Genomic DNA, 16,518 nt, shown 5'->3' on the forward strand with positions numbered 1-16,518 from the left:
TGGATGCCGGGTTAGCCTGTCGTCTCCAGGTGATCTCAGACTCTCGGGTTGAATGCATGCAAGTTGAATCGACACTTTTCAGTTATCCTAAATTTTGGGCCGAATGCTACGGCACAGCCCCCTTCTTGCCCATGTCCCGCAAGGAAATGGATAAGCTGGGCTGGGATAGCTGTGACATCATCATAGTCACGGGTGATGCGTATGTGGACCACCCCAGCTTCGGCATGGCGGTGATAGGTCGCATGCTCGAGGCCCAAGGTTATAGGGTCGGCATCATTGCCCAGCCGGATTGGTCGAGCAAAGAGGCCTTCATGCAGTTGGGGCGGCCGAACCTCTTCTTCGGCGTGACCGCAGGCAACATGGACTCGATGATCAACCGCTATACAGCCGACAGACGCCTGCGTTCGGACGATGCCTACACGCCGGACAACGTGGGCGGCAAGCGCCCGGATCGTGCCGTGACCGTCTATACCCAGCGTTGTAAGGAAGCCTTCAAGGAGGTTCCCGTGGTGATCGGCGGCATAGAAGCCAGCCTGCGCCGCATCGCCCACTATGACTATTGGTCGGACAAGGTGCGCCGCAGCGTGATCTTCGATGCCAAGGCCGACTTGCTCATCTATGGCAATGCCGAGCGGCCGCTGGCCGAAGTGGCACGACGCCTGGCGGCGGGTGAAGCCGTGACCGAACTCCACGATGTCCGCGGTACAGCGGTGATCCGTAAGCAGCCGCTGGCCGAATGGCGCGGCATGGATTCACGCAAGCTGGATCAGCTGCATAAGATAGAGCCCCTGCCCAATCCCTATGGCGGCGACGATGTGGGCTGTCAGAATCTTTCGGGTCCCTCGGAGGTGAAGATTTTCGATAACGAGGCCCCCAAGGCCATCAGCGTGCAGCCGCCCAGGCCCAAGCCATGGGAAAAAACCTATGTGCTGTTGCCGGCGTTTGAGAAGGTCGCGGAAGACAAATTCCTCTATGCCCACGCCTCGCGTATCCTGCATCAGGAGCAGAATCCGGGTTGTGCCCGCGCCCTGTTTCAGCCCCATGGCGACAGGGCCGTATGGGTCAATCCGCCGGCCTGGCCGCTCAATACAGATGAGATGGACGCCGTCTTCGACTTGCCCTATCAGCGGGTGCCCCATCCTGTGTATGGCAAGGCCAAGATCCCTGCCTATGACATGATCAAGACCTCGATCAACATAATGCGCGGTTGCTTCGGTGGCTGTTCCTTCTGCTCCATTACCGAGCATGAGGGCCGCATCATCCAGAGTCGTTCACAGGAATCCATAGTCAAGGAAATCAAGGATATTCAAGATAAGGTACCTGGCTTTACCGGGGTTATCTCGGATCTCGGCGGCCCGACCGCCAACATGTACCGGCTGGGTTGCAAGAGCGAAAAGGCCGAGAAGACCTGTCGTCGCCTCTCCTGTGTGTTCCCCTCCATCTGCGGCCACCTGGACACAGATCATCAGCACACCATAGACTTGTACCGTGCCGCCAGGGATGTACCTGGGATCAAGAAAATCCTGATCGCCTCCGGGGTGCGCTACGATCTGGCCATCGAAGACCCGCGGTATGTCAAGGAGCTGGTGCAGCACCATGTGGGCGGCTATTTGAAGATCGCCCCCGAGCATACCGAAGAAGGGCCGCTCAGCAAGATGATGAAGCCGGGCATGGGCACCTACGACAAGTTCAAGGAACTGTTCGATAAGTATTCCAAGGAAGCGGGCAAGGAACAGTTCCTGATCCCTTACTTCATCTCGGCCCATCCGGGTACCACGGATGAGGACATGGTGAACCTGGCGCTCTGGCTCAAGGGGCAGAAATTCAGGCTGGATCAGGTGCAGAACTTCTATCCTTCACCCATGGCGAATGCGACCACCATTTACCATACTGAGCTGAATTCGTTGAAGAATGTCAAGCATGACAGCGAGCAGGTGAGCGTGCCGAAGAAGGGCCGTCAGCGCCGGTTGCATAAGGCCTTGCTGCGTTATCACGACCCGGCAGGCTGGCCGCTGATCCGCGAAGGCTTGAGCGCCATGGGCCGGGAAGATCTGATAGGCAATGGTCCAGGGCAGTTGGTGCCGGCCGAGTCTCGCAACGAGAAGTGGCAAAAGGGCGCCGCGGCCGGCAAAGGCCAGAAGGCCTTCACCCGTTTCAGCGCCGATCAGTTCGCCGATCGCCAGGGCCAAGGCAAGAAAGGTGCCGGCATCACAGCCAAGCAGGATGTCAACAAGAAGCAGGATGTTAACAAAAAGTCGGATGTTAACAAGAAGCCGGCCAGGCCAGGCGCCAAGGCGCCGTTCGGCAGCGCCCTTGCGAAACAGCAGCAGGCAGCCAAGTCGCAGGGAGGCCAGCCCAACGGCAATAAGCCCAGGGCCGGCAAGCCAAGCCCAAACAAGTCCAGATAAGTCCAGATAAGACTGGTAAAGAAGGCGTTTAGCCCGGAAAACTAAAAAAATGGCTGCCGATGGCAGCCATTTTTTTATGCAGCAGGCACAGAGTTCGGCCGGGCTAGGCGTGCGCCTGCAGCCATTCGTTGGCGGTTTTCAGCTCGGCCATGCCGAAGGCGAGGGAGCACAGGTTGGCGGCGATAACCTGCGGCGCCGTCAAGGAGACACCGCCCAGGCTCAATGTCGGAGCGGCGATGGCATCGGCAATGACAGTCACTCCATAGCCTTTCTCTATGGCGCTGCGGGTCATGCTCTGGATGCAGACGTGGGCCATGGCCCCGGTTACCACCAGCTCATCTATCCCCAGGGTGACCAGCACCTGCTCCAGTTGGGTATGGGTGAAGCTGTCGACCCTGTGTTTCACCACTAAGGTTTCATCTTCCTGTGGCGCGAGTGCCGGATAGATCTCGCTGCCCTGGGTTCCCGGGGCGAAGAAGCCGGCTTCGGGATCCTCGAAGATGTGCTGCACATGTATGACGGGCTTTCCCTGGCGACGAAATTGTTCCAGCAGGATCAGTGTCTTGGCCGCTGCCGCCTCTGTGTCCGCCAGCGGGAAGCGCCCGCCGTCGAAATAGTCATTTTGCATGTCGACTATCACCAGGGCGGTGCGTTGTGTCAGGGGTTGTGCATGCTGGGCCAGGACGCTGAAATCATCCTCCGCCAGGTACCACTGACCATCTGCGGCCTTGATCCATAGCTCCTTGGTGATGAAGCCGCTGGCGATGTTCATGCGCCAGTTGGCCGACAATATTGCCTGGCTATCATCCAGCACCTTGATGTCGACGTTGCGGTAGATCAAGTCTCCTGGCCTGTGGCCGGCGAAGTCTTGCCAGAAGCCGGCGATAGCCTCTATCCCGGCGAAGCGCCCGAAGGGCGAGACCTGCAACTGTGCCTGGGGTAAATAGCGTGCGATACAGGCCTGGGTATTGCCCTGGTTGAAGTCCTGGATCCACTGGCGACTGGCGTTCATTACCTGCTCTCTGATGGCTTGGGTCATATTAGCTCCTTTGTTGTAGTGGAACTCAGTTTATTGTTTAATTAATCCATGATAATTAGCCAAATGATGAAATGAATGTTCATAAAAAATGAACTTAAGCGTTTGCCCTACCAGATGCTGGTGTTCGATGAGGTGGTCAAGTTGGGTTCATTTACCAAGGCGGCCGAGGCGCTCGGGCATACCAAGTCCGCTGTGAGTCAGTACATCACTCAGTTGGAAGCCGAGTTGGGGGTGCGCTTACTCAATCGCAGCACCAGGCAGCTTAATCTGACCTTTGCCGGCCAGCAGCTGGCCAAACGCAGTGCCCAGTTGCTGGAATTGCTGGGGCTGACGCTCGAGGAGAGCCGGGCGCTGAACGCTGTGCCCAGGGGACGCCTCGCCATCACGGCTCCCCACGCTTTCGAGGCAGGTCTGATCACACCGCTGGTGGCCGAGCTGGTGGCCGAGTATCCGCAGCTCGCCCCCGAGCTACTCTTCAGCGATGAACGCTTGGATCTGCTCGAGCATAAGCTGGATCTGGCCATTTCGGTCGGGCCCCAGAAAGACAGCGGTTATCAGGCGATCCCCGTGGGGACGCTCGACAACATTCTGGTGGCTTCACCGGCTTTCCTGGCGCGTCATGGTCCTGTTGCGGCAGCCGCCCTAGGCTCCTTGCCCTTGATCGTGACTCCCTGGCAGCAGGATTGTCACCTGAGTTCGGCCAGGGGAGAGTCGCTGAGCTTCTCCTCCAGCCGATCGCTGAGGGTCAACACTTCCCTGGGGGCGGTGAATAGCGCCCTCTGTGGCGCCGGCATTGCCTTGGTTTCAAGTGTGTTTGTCGCCGCGGCGCTGGCCGAAGGGCGGCTGCAGCGCGTGTTGCCCGACCATGCCGGACCATCGCGCCGAGTCTATGCCTTGCATGGCTATCGGCAGCAGCTCCCCCTGGTGCTTCGCCTCTTGGTCGAGCGGCTGACCGCGCGGCTTGCCAGGGTTCAGGGAGTGTCGGTGGGCTGAGCCGGGAATGAAAGGGGCGATCGCAGTTGGACCGCCCCCATTGGCCTCTCGTCGATTGCTGTCATGGACAGGATGGGACCGGTTTATTTGGCCTCGAAGGTGAAGGATTGTCCCGCCAGGGCGGCTTCGAACATCAGCCCGCCCTTGGCCATGGTAAAGACCGCCATGCCATTGATATAGGAGGCCTTGGCGGCATCATTGTCGGCGCCCGCCTGTCCGGCGCCGGCCGAGTTACCCGTAGTGCCTGCCTGGGCGTTGGCACCGAGATTGATGGCGACAGCGGAGGCTTGGGCACCAAACTCGAAACTGCCGCCGGTGAAGTCGTTATAGGCCTTGGCATCCTTGAAGAAGATGAGTTCGCTGTAGGCCTGGCCGCCGAGCTGGAAGCCTATGGATAGCTGGGTCAGGCTCGAGTCTCCCCGATAAACGCCCCCCTGAAATACCCGCCCCTTGCCATAGGCGGCGCCTATGCCGATGCCGCCTTTGCCAACCGTGGGGAAAAGGGCGTAACCGTAGGCGTTGTTGAAAAACCTTTGGGTTTCCTGGGCTTGCTGAAAACGCTGCAGAGCTTCAGTGTAACTGTCAGCCGCGCTCGCCATGGGCGCAAGCAGCATGCCGATAAGCAGGCTGCAGCCGATGACGACACTTGAGTAAAAACTTTTCATATGAGTCTCCAAAAAACGTGGGTTGACCTGAATAAGCTTACCCCCGGGCAGCCGAAAAGACAGCCCTAAATGAGCCGGGGTCAGCCCGAGTTCAGCTAAGTCGCAGGGATGGGCTTGGCCCGGCGCGTTATTCCTTATCCTCGGGAGCGGCGCCATTGTCTGTGTCTGCCTCTTCCAACACAGTCTGCAGGTAGTTGAATTCCTCCCGGCTCAGCACCTGTGCCAGCTCCTTGGAGTGACCCTCTTTGCTGGCGCTCATCAGCCCCCTGAGATAGGCCACCTGAGTGATCTGCTTCAGGCCATAGAGCACCAGGATATAGACCGTCAGCAGCATGCTCAGGCGGGTCACCGCCAGGGACAGGGTCGAGAGCTGATCGCCGAAATAGAAGGGCAAGATCACCAACAGGGCACGGATCAGCCAGTTCACCAATACGCCCAGGGTCAGCACCAGCAACCAGCGAAACTTGATCTCCTTGAACTCATCCTTATGACGTCTGGCTTGACTGGATTTATAGTCGACCAACATGAAGATGATGGCGAGGGCATAGAGCCCTGTCTGCAGGGTCAAGAGTCCAACGAGCACGGCGCCAAGCACATTGAAATGCCCCAGGTTTCCCAGGCTGGAGATGCTGATGAACGCCGCTTTGCTTGTGAGGTCGATATGGGTCAGCAGGGCGACCGTGACCGACAACATGGCGACCAGGGCGGGCAAGAAGTGCCAGGATAATCCCGATGCCTGTTTGTTCAATCCCAATAAACGCCTGCAGTAGAGATAGAGGGAGGGCATCAGCAGGAAATACACGGGAATGAACAGGGTCATCAAGAGGTGCAGGGGAATGGGACTGTTTTCCCGGGTCAGCATGCCGGTGAAGAAATACAGGGCGATCAAGTTGAAGATGTTGGCCAGCAGATGGCGGCTGTCGAAGGCGCGGCGATAGATATGCCGAATATAGAATGCCAGCAGCAGGCAATGCAGTCCCCCTAGCAGGGAAAGCCACCAGTAAGCCTGCAGGAAAAAGTCGCTGAATTCGTTCATCTATACCTCGCGTCTTTGTTATAGCAGGGATAATACCGGCTGCAAATTAATTTTGTTTATCCGAGGCCGTGTTCGTCAGCAGAGGTTCAGTTGTTTGTGTCCATGTCAGGCACCCGGTTGGGGCATCCATCCCTCAAACAGGGTAAATCCCGAGTATATGCCAGGACTAAGGCGCGACTTCTGCGGCGGCAGCCTCACTGGCGGTCCTGGCGATAGCAAGGATGCCACGGCAGCGGATTTTGAAGCCGGGCAGCCTGACCAGCCAGGCATTCCAAGGAATTAGTCCCTGGGTTTGCAAAAATAGTGCTTTGGGGATGTATTTGGTACTCAAGCGGAAAATAATGTATAAACACTTGATTTACACTGAGAGTATGCTCTATTAATAGCGCTTAATCTTTGCTCGTTATTGGCTCGTGTGAGTGTGGTGTTTCCTGTCGCCACAGGTTTGGAAATGAGGTTACGAATATACTTGGTCCATAGGGCCATTCAATGGTGAATACGATGAAAATTATAATTATTTTTTTGCTCGTTGTTATCGGTGTGTATCTGTACCGCCGTACTCAGCGTCTGGCGAGAGAAGAGCAGCAGCGTAACATTAAGCCGGAGGCCCGGAAAACAGCGGCAGAACCGGTCGAGTCGCTCGCCCGGCCAGAGAGCGGTGAAGCACAGCCAGAGGTTGAGCAGGCCGCACCCCAGACAAGCACAACAGCAGCTGTGGCAGAAATCAGCGCGGAGCCGGCACCCGAGCCGGAAACGGAAACAGAAACGGAAGTTGCAGCCGCGGCAGCCCCCGAACCTGCGGCAGCGGTCGAAGCTGCACCCGAGCCAATGCCTGAACCCGAGCCGGCCCCTGACGCCGAACCTGCACCCGAAGTGAAGGCCGAGCCGGCAGCGGCGGCCGGCGTCGATCTGAGCTGGGCCAATCCCCAGCTGACCCAGGCCATGAGCGACTATGAGGCGGCGACGAGCGTGCAACTCAAGCATCAGGCGCTGCTCGGCGTCCTGGGTGAGTGCTATAAGCAGCGTAAACAAGCCGACTATCTGAATTTTGGTGCCAACCTGGCGACAGACTATGTGCAAGTCTTCACCGAGTTGCAAAAGCAGATGCCTGGAGTCGAACAGAAGGGACAGGGATTCATGCAGTTGGCTACCCTGCTCAACGACAGCGGTCGTTTCGATACCGCCATAGAGCTATGCCAACAGGCATTGCAGCATGGCTTGAGTGACGGTACTGTGACAGGTTTCGAGGGACGCATAGCCAGGATTGAGAAGGCAAAACTCAAGGCGGCGCAATAAAAGCGGTAAACTCACGGGCGCCGGCAGTGTAGAATCTGAAGTGACTGGATTTGCAAGAAGCGAACTTAGGTTCGCTTTTTTTATTTTTCATGGTTCGAACAGGGCGGGGCGGCATGAGACGAGTTGGTTGGTGGTATAGGGTTTTCTTGCTGTGGGTCGCTGTCGCCTGCCTTTCCGCTTGCACCCGGACGCCCGAATGGACCCTATTCTATTATCCAGAACGGGCCGAGCTGCCCGCCGATGCTGTTAACCCGGAGGCGATAGCGGGTTATTATGAAGATCTGGCGCAATGCCGCAGCAAGGCCAGGGGCCTGCTGCGTTTGAGTGACAGCGGTGTCGGCAGCTACCTCTGTGGCGAACGTTGCGCTTTCAGCGAGCAGAAACGGCTTCAATGTCGGAGTGTCAGTCAGTAAATGGAACACAAGATGCGGTTTAAGCAAGATTTTTTCACCCAGTTACCGGGTTTCTATTCCCAGGTGCAGCCGCTCGGGTTGAGCAATCCCCATTGGCTGGCCTGGAGTCAGGATGGGGCACAGTTGATCGGGCTGCAACAGCCCGATGACAATTTGCTGCAGGGCTTGGCCGGTAACGCCAAGCTGGAAGGCGCCCGCTACTATGCTCAGGTCTACAGTGGCCACCAGTTTGGCGGTTATTCCCCCAGGCTGGGTGACGGTCGTTCCATCATCCTGGGCGAAGCCATGGGCCCGGATGGCGCCTGGGATGTGGCACTCAAGGGCGCCGGTCCCACACCCTATTCCCGTCAGGGGGATGGCCGCGCCGTGATGCGCTCCGCCGTGCGTGAGTTTCTGGTGTCTGAAGCCCTGCATCATCTGCAGGTGCCGACCACCCGCGCCCTGGCCGTGATAGGCTCGGACTTGCCTGTGTGGCGTGAAACCCAGGAGAGTGCCGCCATCACAGTACGCCTGGCCCGCAGCCATATCCGCTTCGGTCATTTCGAGTATTTCTGCCACAGTGAACGCGGCGCCACCGCCAAGCTGACCCAGTTGTTGAACTTCACCCTGGAGCAGCATTATCCGCATCTGAGCTGTGATGCCGCCGGCTATCGAGCCTGGTTCCGGCAGGTGGTGCGCGATACCGCCCGGCTGGTCGCCCATTGGCAGGCCGTGGGCTTCGCCCATGGAGTGATGAACACGGACAACATGTCTATCTTGGGGGACAGTTTCGATTTCGGTCCCTTCGCCTTCCTGGATACCTTCAAGGAAGACTTCATCTGCAACCATTCGGATCCCGAGGGGCGCTATGCCTTCGGCCAGCAACCAGGTATCGGCCTGTGGAACCTGCAGCGTCTGGCCCAGGCGTTGACGCCGCTGATCCCGTCCGATGACTTGATTGCCGCGCTCAACAGCTATCAGGGCGAGTTGGTGCAGCACTACCTGCAGCTGATGCGTGCCAAGCTGGGGCTGACGCCGGGGGCGGATAACCAGACGCAGCAGGATGAGACGGATCTGCAGCTGGTCGGCGAATTGACAGTGTTGATGGAGCAGAATCAACTGGATTACACCAATACCTGGCGCCGCTTCGGCAGCCTGGACCCTGGCAGCAAACACTCGTCTCTGAGGGATGATTTTACCCATCTGGCGGCCTTCGATAGCTGGTTTGGCCGTTACCAGGCCCGCCTGGGACAGGTTGCCGATGTGCCCCGCTGGCAGGCCGAGCGCAACAGGGTGAATCCCAAATATATCTTGCGTAATTATCTGGCGCAGGAGGCGATTGTTGCCGTCGAGGCGGGGGACACTGGGCCTCTGACTGTCTTGCACCAATTGCTGCGCCGACCATTCGATGAGCAGCCGGAACATGAAGCCTTTGCCAAACGGCCGCCGGAATGGGGTCAGGGGCTGATCATGTCCTGCAGCAGTTAAGCCTATGAGGTGGAAATGAACATAAAGACGGTGCAATTGGACAGGGGCTCCCTTAGCCTGGCGATCACGGCCGAGGTTGACTTCGAGCGTTTCGGCGAGTTTGCCGAGCCGCTGGCGTTGGCTCTGGATGCCAAGGTGCGTGAGCGCCAGTGGGGAGCGGACAGGCATCAGTGGCTGCTCGATTTCGAGGCATGCCCCCTGTGGCTTAATTATGAATTTTATGGCGATATCTGTTGGCTCAGCGTCGAGCGGGATAGCGATTTCGAGGTGTTGGCCTATCTGGCACAACTGCTCAAACCCCATCTGAAGGCGGCACAGAATGCAGGACAATAACACGGGTGCAGGCTTTCATTTCCAGGCATTGACGCCGGATCTCATCCTGGATGCCATAGAAGACCTGGGTATCTATCCTGAGACAGGCCTGTTGGCCCTGAACAGCTATGAGAACCGGGTCTACCAGTTTCGCTGCGATCGCGGCCAGCGCTATGTGGTGAAGTTCTATCGCCCCGAGCGCTGGAGCGATGCCCAGATCCAGGAGGAGCATGATTACGCCTTGGCATTGGCGGCTCAGGACGTGCCTATCGCCATCCCCGTCATATTGAATGGCAAGACACTGCATACCCATGAGGGCTTCCGTTTCACCCTGTTTCCGTCCATCGGCGGCAGGGCCTTCGAGGTGGATAATCTCGACCAACTGGAGGCCGTCGGCCGTTTCATCGGCCGCATTCATCAATATGCGGCTCAGGGTCGTTTCGTCTATCGAGAGCCGCTCACCCCGGAGATCCTCGGCCAGGCGTCGCTGGACTGGTTGAAACGCTCGGGACATGTGCCTGTGAGTTTGCGGCTGGCTTTCTTCACCGTGGTCGAGCAGGTGCTGGCCAAGGCGACGGCCATCTGGCAAGGGCAGGATTTTCCCGGCATAAGACTGCACGGGGATCTGCATCCGGGCAACATACTCTGGACCCCTGATGGCCCTGGGTTTGTGGATCTCGACGATGCCCGTATGGGGCCGGCGATTCAGGATCTGTGGATGATGCTGACCGGAGATCGCAGCCAATGCCTGCTGCAGCTGGAGATCTTGCTCGAAGCCTACGGGGAGTTCTGTGATTTCGATACCCGCCAGCTGGTGCTGATCGAGCCGCTGCGGGCCCTGCGCATGGTGCACTATAACGCCTGGATCAGCCGCCGTTGGGAAGATCCTGCCTTCCCGGCCAACTTCCCCTGGTTCGCCGAGGACAAGTATTGGGAGCAGCAGATATTGGCGTTCAAGGAGCAGTTGGCGGCGCTGGACGAGCCACCCTTGAGCCTGTTGCCCTACTAGCAGCAGAGTCGGAGCCAGGTATTTGTTAACCTGAAATTGAACTCTCGGCTTGAGATACACTCGAAAAACGTAATGTGTTAATCTCGAACCCGATAAGCCTATTATTGCCCAGTTGAATAAAGGAATACCCATGAAAAAAGTACTATTGATGGCTGCCGCCCTGTTACTGGCACCCATGGCCGCATTGGCCGTCGATTATCAGGAAGGTGTGCATTACACAGTGATCAACGACGGTCCTGGCACCAGTAAACCCGAGATCACCGAGTTCTTCTCTTTCTATTGCCCCCACTGCTATCGTTTCTCCAAGACGGCCCTGCCTAAACTGGAAGCCAGGATACCGAAGAACGTCACCTTCAATCAGTCGCATGTGGATTTCATCGGCCGGGAAATGGGCCCGGAGATGTCGCGTGCCTTCGCCGTCGCCCATCAGTTGAATGTGGAGAAGACCATGGAGGCCGCCCTGTTCAGCGCCATCCACGAGAAGAAGCAGCACTTCACCAAGCGTGAGGATATCCGTGCCCTGTTCGTCGCCAACGGTGTCGCGGCCAAAGACTTCGATGCCGCCGCCAACTCCTTCATGGTGAATGCGCAGATTGCGAAGATGCGCCGTGCGGCCGAAAATGCCAAGGTATCAGGGGTGCCGACATTGATAGTCAACGGCAAGTACAGGGTCGAAACCGGCGCTATCAAGTCCTATGACGAGGCGATAGACATCGCTTTCTACCTGACGACCAAGTAAGGACGTCCGTCCTCGAAATGAAGGAGCCGAATGGCTCCTTTTTTATTTACCGATGGCATACTCTTGAATTTCAGGCAAAAAAAACCGTACCTCCTGGTCGCAAGAAGTACGGCAGTAGAGCCATAGGGCTCAGTTTTACCCTGAGTAACAGCTTAAATGTAGCAGGGTGTCAATTTATTGGCAAGTGACATATTTACGACACGGTTAAACTTAGGTATCGTTTGTTGCTTTTATAATCAATTGGTTAGTCTTGGCGGGGATTTTATTTTCACCAAATCACCTCAGGGGGGAAACTCTGGAGGCCGACTGCGGGTCTGAGTCTTTGAGACAAAGAATAACAAGCTGTATGTCGGAGGTACTGTGAGAACTTTTCCCGTGTACGCGCCAAAGCTCATCGTGAAGCATGTGCGCATTTTCTTGAAAGGGGTTATCTGGGTGGCGGATTTGGGGAGACTCGAATTCGATAACGGCAAATTTGTGTTACCGAGAAGCAGCCTGCCTAAGGTTAAGCAGGCCATTCTTGAATTGAATGGGCTGCTTACAACCCAGACACATCAAACGAAAACGGTTTAGATTTCGCTGTTCAGCAAGCCAACAAGACCTGTGACTTTCTCGTTCCAGGAACTGAGTTCCTGTTGCAACTGTTGGTTTTGCTCACTCAGGGTATGACTCTTTTGCTTCTCTTCTTCAAGCTCCATTTTCAAGAGCTCTATGGTGTCGAGTGCTGCCTGGATTTTCGTTTCCAGCTTGGACAGTAATTCAAGGCTCATGGGGAGTCCTTATGGTTTTCGGATGGGGTTGTGATTCTAGCAGTCGGCGCCGCTTAGGGAATAGGGCTAATGACTGACAGCTCAAAAAATAAACATTAAATGCCGGGTCGACGGCTTTTCTTTTGCACTTGTTGCTAACTCGTTAGTATTCTTGTCGTTATTTCCTATTTGGAGTGCCGGATGCAAGCCAGTCTGGTTTCGCTGCTGCCCTTGGTATTGACCTTCCTGTTGGCCCTGACGCTCAGGCGCACCCTGCTCGCCCTAGGGGCGGGAGTCCTCTGTGGCAGCCTGTTGCTCGCCGACTGGCAGCCCCTCGCCGGCGTTGCCTATCTGTGGCACATACTGAGTCAGCAATTTTATGCCGCCGGGGCCTGGCAGCAGTGGCACCTCAACGTGTTGGCGGCCATGGTATTGCTGGGCATGATGACCCAGCTGCTGGCCCGGGGCGGCGCCGTCGAGGCGCTGGGCCAATGGCTGTATCTCAGGGTCCGCCGTGAACCTCAGGCGCGTATCGGCATAGTACTCCTGGGGTGGCTGGTGTTCATCGACGGCATCTTCAGTTGCCTGGCCGTCGGCCACGTGTGTCAGCCCCTGGTGGACAGATACGGTATCAGTCGGCGCCAGCTGGCTTATCTGGTGGATTCGACCGCTTCGCCCCTGTGTGCCTTGCTGCCTTTCTCCACCTGGGGGCCGTACGTCATGGCTCTGCTGGCGGGGATCGGCTTCTTGCCCGTCTCCCCGCTGAGCGCCTTCCTGCAGATGGCGCAAGTCAATTTCTATGCCGTCCTGACCCTGGGTATCGCCGCTTGGGCCGCCTGGTCGGGTATGGGTTTCCCCAAACCCATATCCAAGCCCAAGGCCATGCCTGGCTGGGAAAAGTGCCGTCTCCGGGCCGAGAGTCAGTCCGACGCTGCGGCTAAGGCCAATCCCTGGTTGCTGGGGGTTCCCATCTTGACCCTGCTGGGGGGCGCCATGGTTCTGACCCTCTGCTCGGGTGCCCGTCAGGTGGCGGGCTGGGATTTGAGCCTCTGGCTGGCCAAGGCGGACATAGGCGCTGCCATGCGTGATGCGAGTCTGCTGGCCTGCCTGCTGACCCTGGTCATGCTCAAGGGCACAGGGCGCAGCGTGAGCCTGCTGTGGCGGGATCTGGCCCTTGGCTTCAGGCTCATCCTCTATGCCATCGCCATACTCTTGTTCACCTGGATGATCGGCGCGGTGATCCGGGATCTCGGGGTGGCCAGCCTGCTCGCCGGCTGGGCCCAGCTCTATCTGTCGAGCCAGCTGTTGCTGGCGGGGATGTTCCTCCTGTGCGCCCTGATGGCCTTCGCCACCGGCTCGAGCTGGGGCACCTTCGCCATCATGATCCCCATAGGCAGTGAAATCGCCGCGGCGGTGGCACCGGAAATGCTGCTCCCCGCCCTCAGCGCCGTGATGGCCGGCTCTGTGTTTGGCGATCACTGCTCGCCGATTTCCGATACCAGCGTGCTCAGTGCCACCAGCAGTGGTTGTGAGCCCCACGAGCATGTCGTGAGCCAGCTGCCCTTCGCCCTGATTGCCGCGGTTGCGGCGCTGTTGGGGTATCAATTGCTCAATGTCGGCATGGGCGCCGCCTGGGTGTGGCTGAGCTGCGCCTCAATGGTCGTTTTGAGTCTGGCATTGGCTAAGCGTTACTATGGACCCTGGCGTAGGCTTGATCATAGCCTGATATTTTCATCAAAATAAATCAGAGGCTTAGCCTCGAAAATCTGGAGAAGACAGCATGGATATAGTGAGACTGGGAACAGGCAAGAGAATGAGCAGTGCAGTGATCCACAATGGCACAGTGTATCTCTGTGGTCAGGTGGCCAAGGATAAGCACCAGGACATAGAGGCGCAGACCCTGAGCATGCTGGAGGAAGTCGACAGTCTGTTGTGCCAGGCGGGCAGTTCCCGCGAGCGGTTGCTGTCGGCGACCATTTACCTGAAAGACATGGCCGATTACGATGCCATGAATGCCGTCTGGGACGCCTGGCTGGCCGAGGGGCATGCCCCGGCCAGGGCGTGTGTGCAGGCGGCCATTGCCGAGCCCGAGTACAGGGTGGAAGTGTCGGTTATCGCCGCCTTGAAATAGGCGGCATAGGCAGCGCCGTCTGCCCTGGCTTAGGGCCTGAACTGGGCGGCGCCGGCTGACAAGCTTGCTCTGCCCGTCCTCGGCTGAACTCTCTGGCGCGAGGCGGCATCCGCTCATCATGGGTACTTGAATAGCACTGAGGCAATTGCGGGTCTCCTATGCTATAGAAAGGAGAAACGCCATGATGAAGCCCCTGTCGCCACTGATATTCTGCCTCTTATGCACGGCGCCGCTGGCCCAGTCGTTGCACAGCTTCGACAAGCTCAGCCAGGATGTCAGGCCCCATGTCATAGAGCTTTTTACCTCCCAGGGCTGCAGCAGCTGTCCGCCGGCGGAGGCCTGGTTGAATGCGTTCGGCGCCGAGCCCGACTTATGGCGGCACTATTTTCCGCTGGCCTTCCATGTGACCTATTGGGACTACCTGGGCTGGCAGGATCCCTTTGGGAACAGGGCGTTCAGTCGGCGGCAGTATGAGCACCTGGAGCGCTTGCATAGCCGGCAGGTGTATACCCCGCAGTTTGTGATCGACGGTCGGGAGTGGCGCGGCTGGTTCGGTGGCGATAGAGCCCTGCCAAGGGCACGGGGGGAGAAGGTGGGACGGCTCAGGTTAAGCATTGACGGCGACGAGCTGAGGGCGAGTTTCACGCCAACGCCAACAGCGACCCTGGACTCGACCCATGGTCCGGAGTACAGCTTGCAGCTGGCCTTGGTGGGATCCGGGTTCATTACCAGGGTGGAGCGGGGCGAGAACAGTCACAAGCGCTTGCAGCAGGACTTCATAGTGCTGAGCTACACTCGGCTGGCCCCTGCAGCGGGCGGCAACCGCTTCCACGCCAGGCTGCAGCCTGAGCTGTTTGCCATCCCCAAGATTGCCGCTGCGGGCCGTCTGGCCTGGGTGGCCTGGATTGAAGCCGATGGCCGCCCGCTGCAGGCGGTGGCCGATTGGCTCGAGTGAGGCGCAGGGCAAGATGCCGCCGCGGCTGCGTATAGAAATATTACCGCCACTGCCGGCCCGGGGGGCGGCTCACACTTGACTTTAGCCTTGTCGCTCCCTAGTCTGCTTGCTCAGTCTTCAAGGTGGTATGCCATGGATATAAAATATACTTTAAAACCCGCGTCAGAGCGCCGTACTGAACCATTCCGGCCCGAGGGCAATGTGGGTTTCGGCAACCTCAGGACAGATCATATGTTTCTGATGGATTACCGTGATGGTCAGTGGCAAGATCCCCGGATAGTGCCCTATGGGCCATTCGAGATGGCGCCGGGCGCCATGTCGCTGCATTACGGCCAGTCTATCTTCGAGGGCGCCAAGGCCTTCATGCATGAGGACGGTGAGATCTATACCTTCCGCCTCAACAAGAATGCCGAACGCATGAACCGCTCGGCCGAGATCGTCTGTATCCCGAATCTTCCTGAGCAGATGCAATTGGCGGCGATCAACGCCCTCATAGACGTGGATCGCCTCTGGTTCCCGATGCAAGAGGGGGCCTGTCTCTATATCCGGCCATTCATCTTCGCCACCGAAGACAGGCTGTCTGTCAGCCCGAGCAATCAATATACTTTCTGCGTCATCCTGAGCCCAAGCGGTGCCTATTATTCTGCCGGGGTCAACCAGGCGATCCGTTTGCTCATCAGCAAGCAATTCCACCGTGCGGTTTCCGGTGGCACGGGCGCTTCCAAGGCTGCGGGCAACTATGCCGCCTCCCTGCGAGCCGGTAAGGCCGCGGCTGCCTATGGCGCGGCGCAGGTACTCTACCTGGATGCCGGCAATCGGCAGATAGAAGAAGTCGGCGCCATGAACCACTTCCATATCCTCAAGGATGGCACAGTGATCATCCCGAGTTTCACAGATACCATACTCAAGTCCATTACCTCCCAGTCCATGCTGGAGCTGGGGGATTTACTCGGCTGTGAAGTGCGCCAGGAAACTGTGATGCTGGATAAGTTCATCGCCGACATAGAGGCGGGGGAGATCATCGAGGCCGGCGGCTTCGGCACCGCCGCCGTGGTATCACCCGTGGGTTCCTACATCTTCGAAGATGGCCGTGTCGTCACTGTGGGGAACGGCGAGGTGGGAGAGCATACCCTGAGACTGTATCGTCTCTATACCGACATGCAGAAGGGCCTGGTGGCCGCGCCGCCGGGTTGGGTGCAGAAGGTCGAGCGCCGACAGGGCTGAACACCTGGCTCATGTGCCATCAAGCAACCTAATAATAAAGGCTCCCCGGGGAGCCTTTATTATTGGCTGCGCAGTGCCTTGG

Annotated in this window: 17 protein-coding genes; 13 read left to right on the forward strand and 4 right to left on the reverse strand. The window is 58.0% G+C overall.

The window, feature by feature from the left end; all coding sequences use genetic code 11:
- The first annotated feature begins 56 nt into the window (after nucleotides 1-56).
- Complete coding sequence (locus HC757_RS07985; protein WP_169563796.1) at nucleotides 57-2,408, forward strand: YgiQ family radical SAM protein; 2,352 nt, start codon at nucleotides 57-59, stop codon at nucleotides 2,406-2,408.
- A gap of 103 nt (nucleotides 2,409-2,511) precedes the next feature.
- Here HC757_RS07985 and HC757_RS07990 read toward each other — a convergent pair whose 3' ends face one another.
- Nucleotides 2,512-3,447, reverse strand: a complete 936-nt coding sequence (locus tag HC757_RS07990; protein ID WP_169563797.1) for a cysteine hydrolase family protein — start codon at nucleotides 3,445-3,447, stop codon at nucleotides 2,512-2,514.
- 75 nt (nucleotides 3,448-3,522) lie between these two features.
- Here HC757_RS07990 and HC757_RS07995 point away from each other — a divergent pair, with 75 nt between their 5' ends.
- On the forward strand, nucleotides 3,523-4,440 hold the full coding sequence (locus tag HC757_RS07995) for a LysR family transcriptional regulator (protein ID WP_244623318.1): 918 nt from the start codon (nucleotides 3,523-3,525) through the stop codon (nucleotides 4,438-4,440).
- Between the two features lie 83 nt (nucleotides 4,441-4,523).
- Here the strand turns inward: HC757_RS07995 and HC757_RS08000 are convergent, their stop codons facing one another.
- Both HC757_RS08000 and HC757_RS08005 read right to left on the reverse strand, forming a co-directional pair.
- On the reverse strand, nucleotides 4,524-5,105 hold the full coding sequence (locus HC757_RS08000) for a YSC84-related protein (RefSeq protein WP_169563798.1): 582 nt from the start codon (nucleotides 5,103-5,105) through the stop codon (nucleotides 4,524-4,526).
- A gap of 127 nt (nucleotides 5,106-5,232) precedes the next feature.
- Entirely contained in the window at nucleotides 5,233-6,141 is a 909-nt protein-coding gene (locus tag HC757_RS08005) for a hypothetical protein (protein ID WP_169563799.1), read from the reverse strand.
- Nucleotides 6,142-6,642: 501 nt separating this feature from the next.
- On the opposite strand from HC757_RS08005, the gene HC757_RS08010 reads away from it, so the two are divergent.
- The 7 genes from HC757_RS08010 to HC757_RS08040 all read left to right on the forward strand — a co-directional run bounded on the left by HC757_RS08010 (nucleotide 6,643) and on the right by HC757_RS08040 (nucleotide 11,950).
- On the forward strand, nucleotides 6,643-7,437 hold the full coding sequence (locus tag HC757_RS08010) for a hypothetical protein (protein WP_169563800.1): 795 nt from the start codon (nucleotides 6,643-6,645) through the stop codon (nucleotides 7,435-7,437).
- A 113-nt stretch (nucleotides 7,438-7,550) separates the two neighbouring features.
- The gene (locus HC757_RS08015; RefSeq protein ID WP_169563801.1) at nucleotides 7,551-7,850 is read left to right on the forward strand and encodes a hypothetical protein; all 300 of its coding nucleotides are present in this window, start codon (nucleotides 7,551-7,553) and stop codon (nucleotides 7,848-7,850) included.
- Between the two features lie 12 nt (nucleotides 7,851-7,862).
- Nucleotides 7,863-9,317: a protein adenylyltransferase SelO gene (locus HC757_RS08020; RefSeq protein ID WP_169563802.1), complete on the forward strand. Its 1,455-nt coding sequence runs from the start codon at nucleotides 7,863-7,865 to the stop codon at nucleotides 9,315-9,317.
- A gap of 15 nt (nucleotides 9,318-9,332) precedes the next feature.
- Nucleotides 9,333-9,650, forward strand: coding sequence for a DUF3630 family protein (locus HC757_RS08025; protein WP_169563803.1), 318 nt, complete (start codon nucleotides 9,333-9,335; stop codon nucleotides 9,648-9,650).
- Nucleotides 9,637-10,638, forward strand: coding sequence for a serine/threonine protein kinase (locus tag HC757_RS08030; protein ID WP_169563804.1), 1,002 nt, complete (start codon nucleotides 9,637-9,639; stop codon nucleotides 10,636-10,638). The genes HC757_RS08025 and HC757_RS08030 overlap by 14 nt, the downstream gene beginning before the upstream one ends.
- 130 nt (nucleotides 10,639-10,768) lie before the next feature.
- Nucleotides 10,769-11,377, forward strand: coding sequence for a thiol:disulfide interchange protein DsbA/DsbL (locus HC757_RS08035; protein ID WP_169563805.1), 609 nt, complete (start codon nucleotides 10,769-10,771; stop codon nucleotides 11,375-11,377).
- 360 nt (nucleotides 11,378-11,737) lie between these two features.
- Nucleotides 11,738-11,950 carry a DUF1107 family protein gene (locus HC757_RS08040; RefSeq protein ID WP_169563806.1) on the forward strand — a complete coding sequence of 71 codons (213 nt, stop codon included), beginning with the start codon at nucleotides 11,738-11,740 and terminating at the stop codon, nucleotides 11,948-11,950.
- Here HC757_RS08040 and zapB read toward each other — a convergent pair.
- Complete coding sequence (gene zapB, locus HC757_RS08045) at nucleotides 11,947-12,147, reverse strand: cell division protein ZapB (RefSeq protein ID WP_169563807.1); 201 nt, start codon at nucleotides 12,145-12,147, stop codon at nucleotides 11,947-11,949. The two genes, HC757_RS08040 and zapB, sit on opposite strands and share 4 nt — an antisense overlap.
- A 180-nt stretch (nucleotides 12,148-12,327) precedes the next feature.
- Here zapB and HC757_RS08050 point away from each other — a divergent pair, with 180 nt between their 5' ends.
- From HC757_RS08050 to HC757_RS08065, 4 genes are all read left to right on the forward strand, one after another.
- Complete coding sequence (locus HC757_RS08050; protein ID WP_169563808.1) at nucleotides 12,328-13,869, forward strand: Na+/H+ antiporter NhaC family protein; 1,542 nt, start codon at nucleotides 12,328-12,330, stop codon at nucleotides 13,867-13,869.
- Nucleotides 13,870-13,906: 37 nt separating this feature from the next.
- Nucleotides 13,907-14,257: a RidA family protein gene (locus tag HC757_RS08055; protein ID WP_169563809.1), complete on the forward strand. Its 351-nt coding sequence runs from the start codon at nucleotides 13,907-13,909 to the stop codon at nucleotides 14,255-14,257.
- A 181-nt stretch (nucleotides 14,258-14,438) separates the two neighbouring features.
- A complete protein-coding gene (locus HC757_RS08060) occupies nucleotides 14,439-15,212 on the forward strand; it encodes a DUF1223 domain-containing protein (protein ID WP_244623320.1) in 774 nt (257 codons plus the stop codon).
- A 132-nt stretch (nucleotides 15,213-15,344) separates the two neighbouring features.
- Entirely contained in the window at nucleotides 15,345-16,436 is a 1,092-nt protein-coding gene (locus HC757_RS08065; protein WP_169563810.1) for a branched-chain amino acid aminotransferase, read from the forward strand.
- Nucleotides 16,437-16,518 lie beyond the last annotated feature (82 nt).

This window comes from Shewanella salipaludis (genome assembly GCF_012911865.1).
Lineage (GTDB): Bacteria > Pseudomonadota > Gammaproteobacteria > Enterobacterales > Shewanellaceae > Shewanella > Shewanella salipaludis.

What these genes read in the sequence shown, in the direction of transcription:
- HC757_RS07985 (WP_169563796.1), top strand. Translation starts at nt 57, where the DNA reads ATGCAAGTTGAATCGACACTTTTCAGTTATCCTAAATTTTGGGCCGAA.
- HC757_RS07990 (WP_169563797.1), bottom strand. Translation starts at nt 3,447, where the DNA reads ATGACCCAAGCCATCAGAGAGCAGGTAATGAACGCCAGTCGCCAGTGG.
- HC757_RS07995 (WP_244623318.1), top strand. Translation starts at nt 3,523, where the DNA reads ATGTTCATAAAAAATGAACTTAAGCGTTTGCCCTACCAGATGCTGGTG.
- HC757_RS08000 (WP_169563798.1), bottom strand. Translation starts at nt 5,105, where the DNA reads ATGAAAAGTTTTTACTCAAGTGTCGTCATCGGCTGCAGCCTGCTTATC.
- HC757_RS08005 (WP_169563799.1), bottom strand. Translation starts at nt 6,141, where the DNA reads ATGAACGAATTCAGCGACTTTTTCCTGCAGGCTTACTGGTGGCTTTCC.
- HC757_RS08010 (WP_169563800.1), top strand. Translation starts at nt 6,643, where the DNA reads ATGAAAATTATAATTATTTTTTTGCTCGTTGTTATCGGTGTGTATCTG.
- HC757_RS08015 (WP_169563801.1), top strand. Translation starts at nt 7,551, where the DNA reads ATGAGACGAGTTGGTTGGTGGTATAGGGTTTTCTTGCTGTGGGTCGCT.
- HC757_RS08020 (WP_169563802.1), top strand. Translation starts at nt 7,863, where the DNA reads ATGCGGTTTAAGCAAGATTTTTTCACCCAGTTACCGGGTTTCTATTCC.
- HC757_RS08025 (WP_169563803.1), top strand. Translation starts at nt 9,333, where the DNA reads ATGAACATAAAGACGGTGCAATTGGACAGGGGCTCCCTTAGCCTGGCG.
- HC757_RS08030 (WP_169563804.1), top strand. Translation starts at nt 9,637, where the DNA reads ATGCAGGACAATAACACGGGTGCAGGCTTTCATTTCCAGGCATTGACG.
- HC757_RS08035 (WP_169563805.1), top strand. Translation starts at nt 10,769, where the DNA reads ATGAAAAAAGTACTATTGATGGCTGCCGCCCTGTTACTGGCACCCATG.
- zapB (WP_169563807.1), bottom strand. Translation starts at nt 12,147, where the DNA reads ATGAGCCTTGAATTACTGTCCAAGCTGGAAACGAAAATCCAGGCAGCA.
- HC757_RS08050 (WP_169563808.1), top strand. Translation starts at nt 12,328, where the DNA reads ATGCAAGCCAGTCTGGTTTCGCTGCTGCCCTTGGTATTGACCTTCCTG.
- HC757_RS08055 (WP_169563809.1), top strand. Translation starts at nt 13,907, where the DNA reads ATGGATATAGTGAGACTGGGAACAGGCAAGAGAATGAGCAGTGCAGTG.
- HC757_RS08060 (WP_244623320.1), top strand. Translation starts at nt 14,439, where the DNA reads ATGATGAAGCCCCTGTCGCCACTGATATTCTGCCTCTTATGCACGGCG.
- HC757_RS08065 (WP_169563810.1), top strand. Translation starts at nt 15,345, where the DNA reads ATGGATATAAAATATACTTTAAAACCCGCGTCAGAGCGCCGTACTGAA.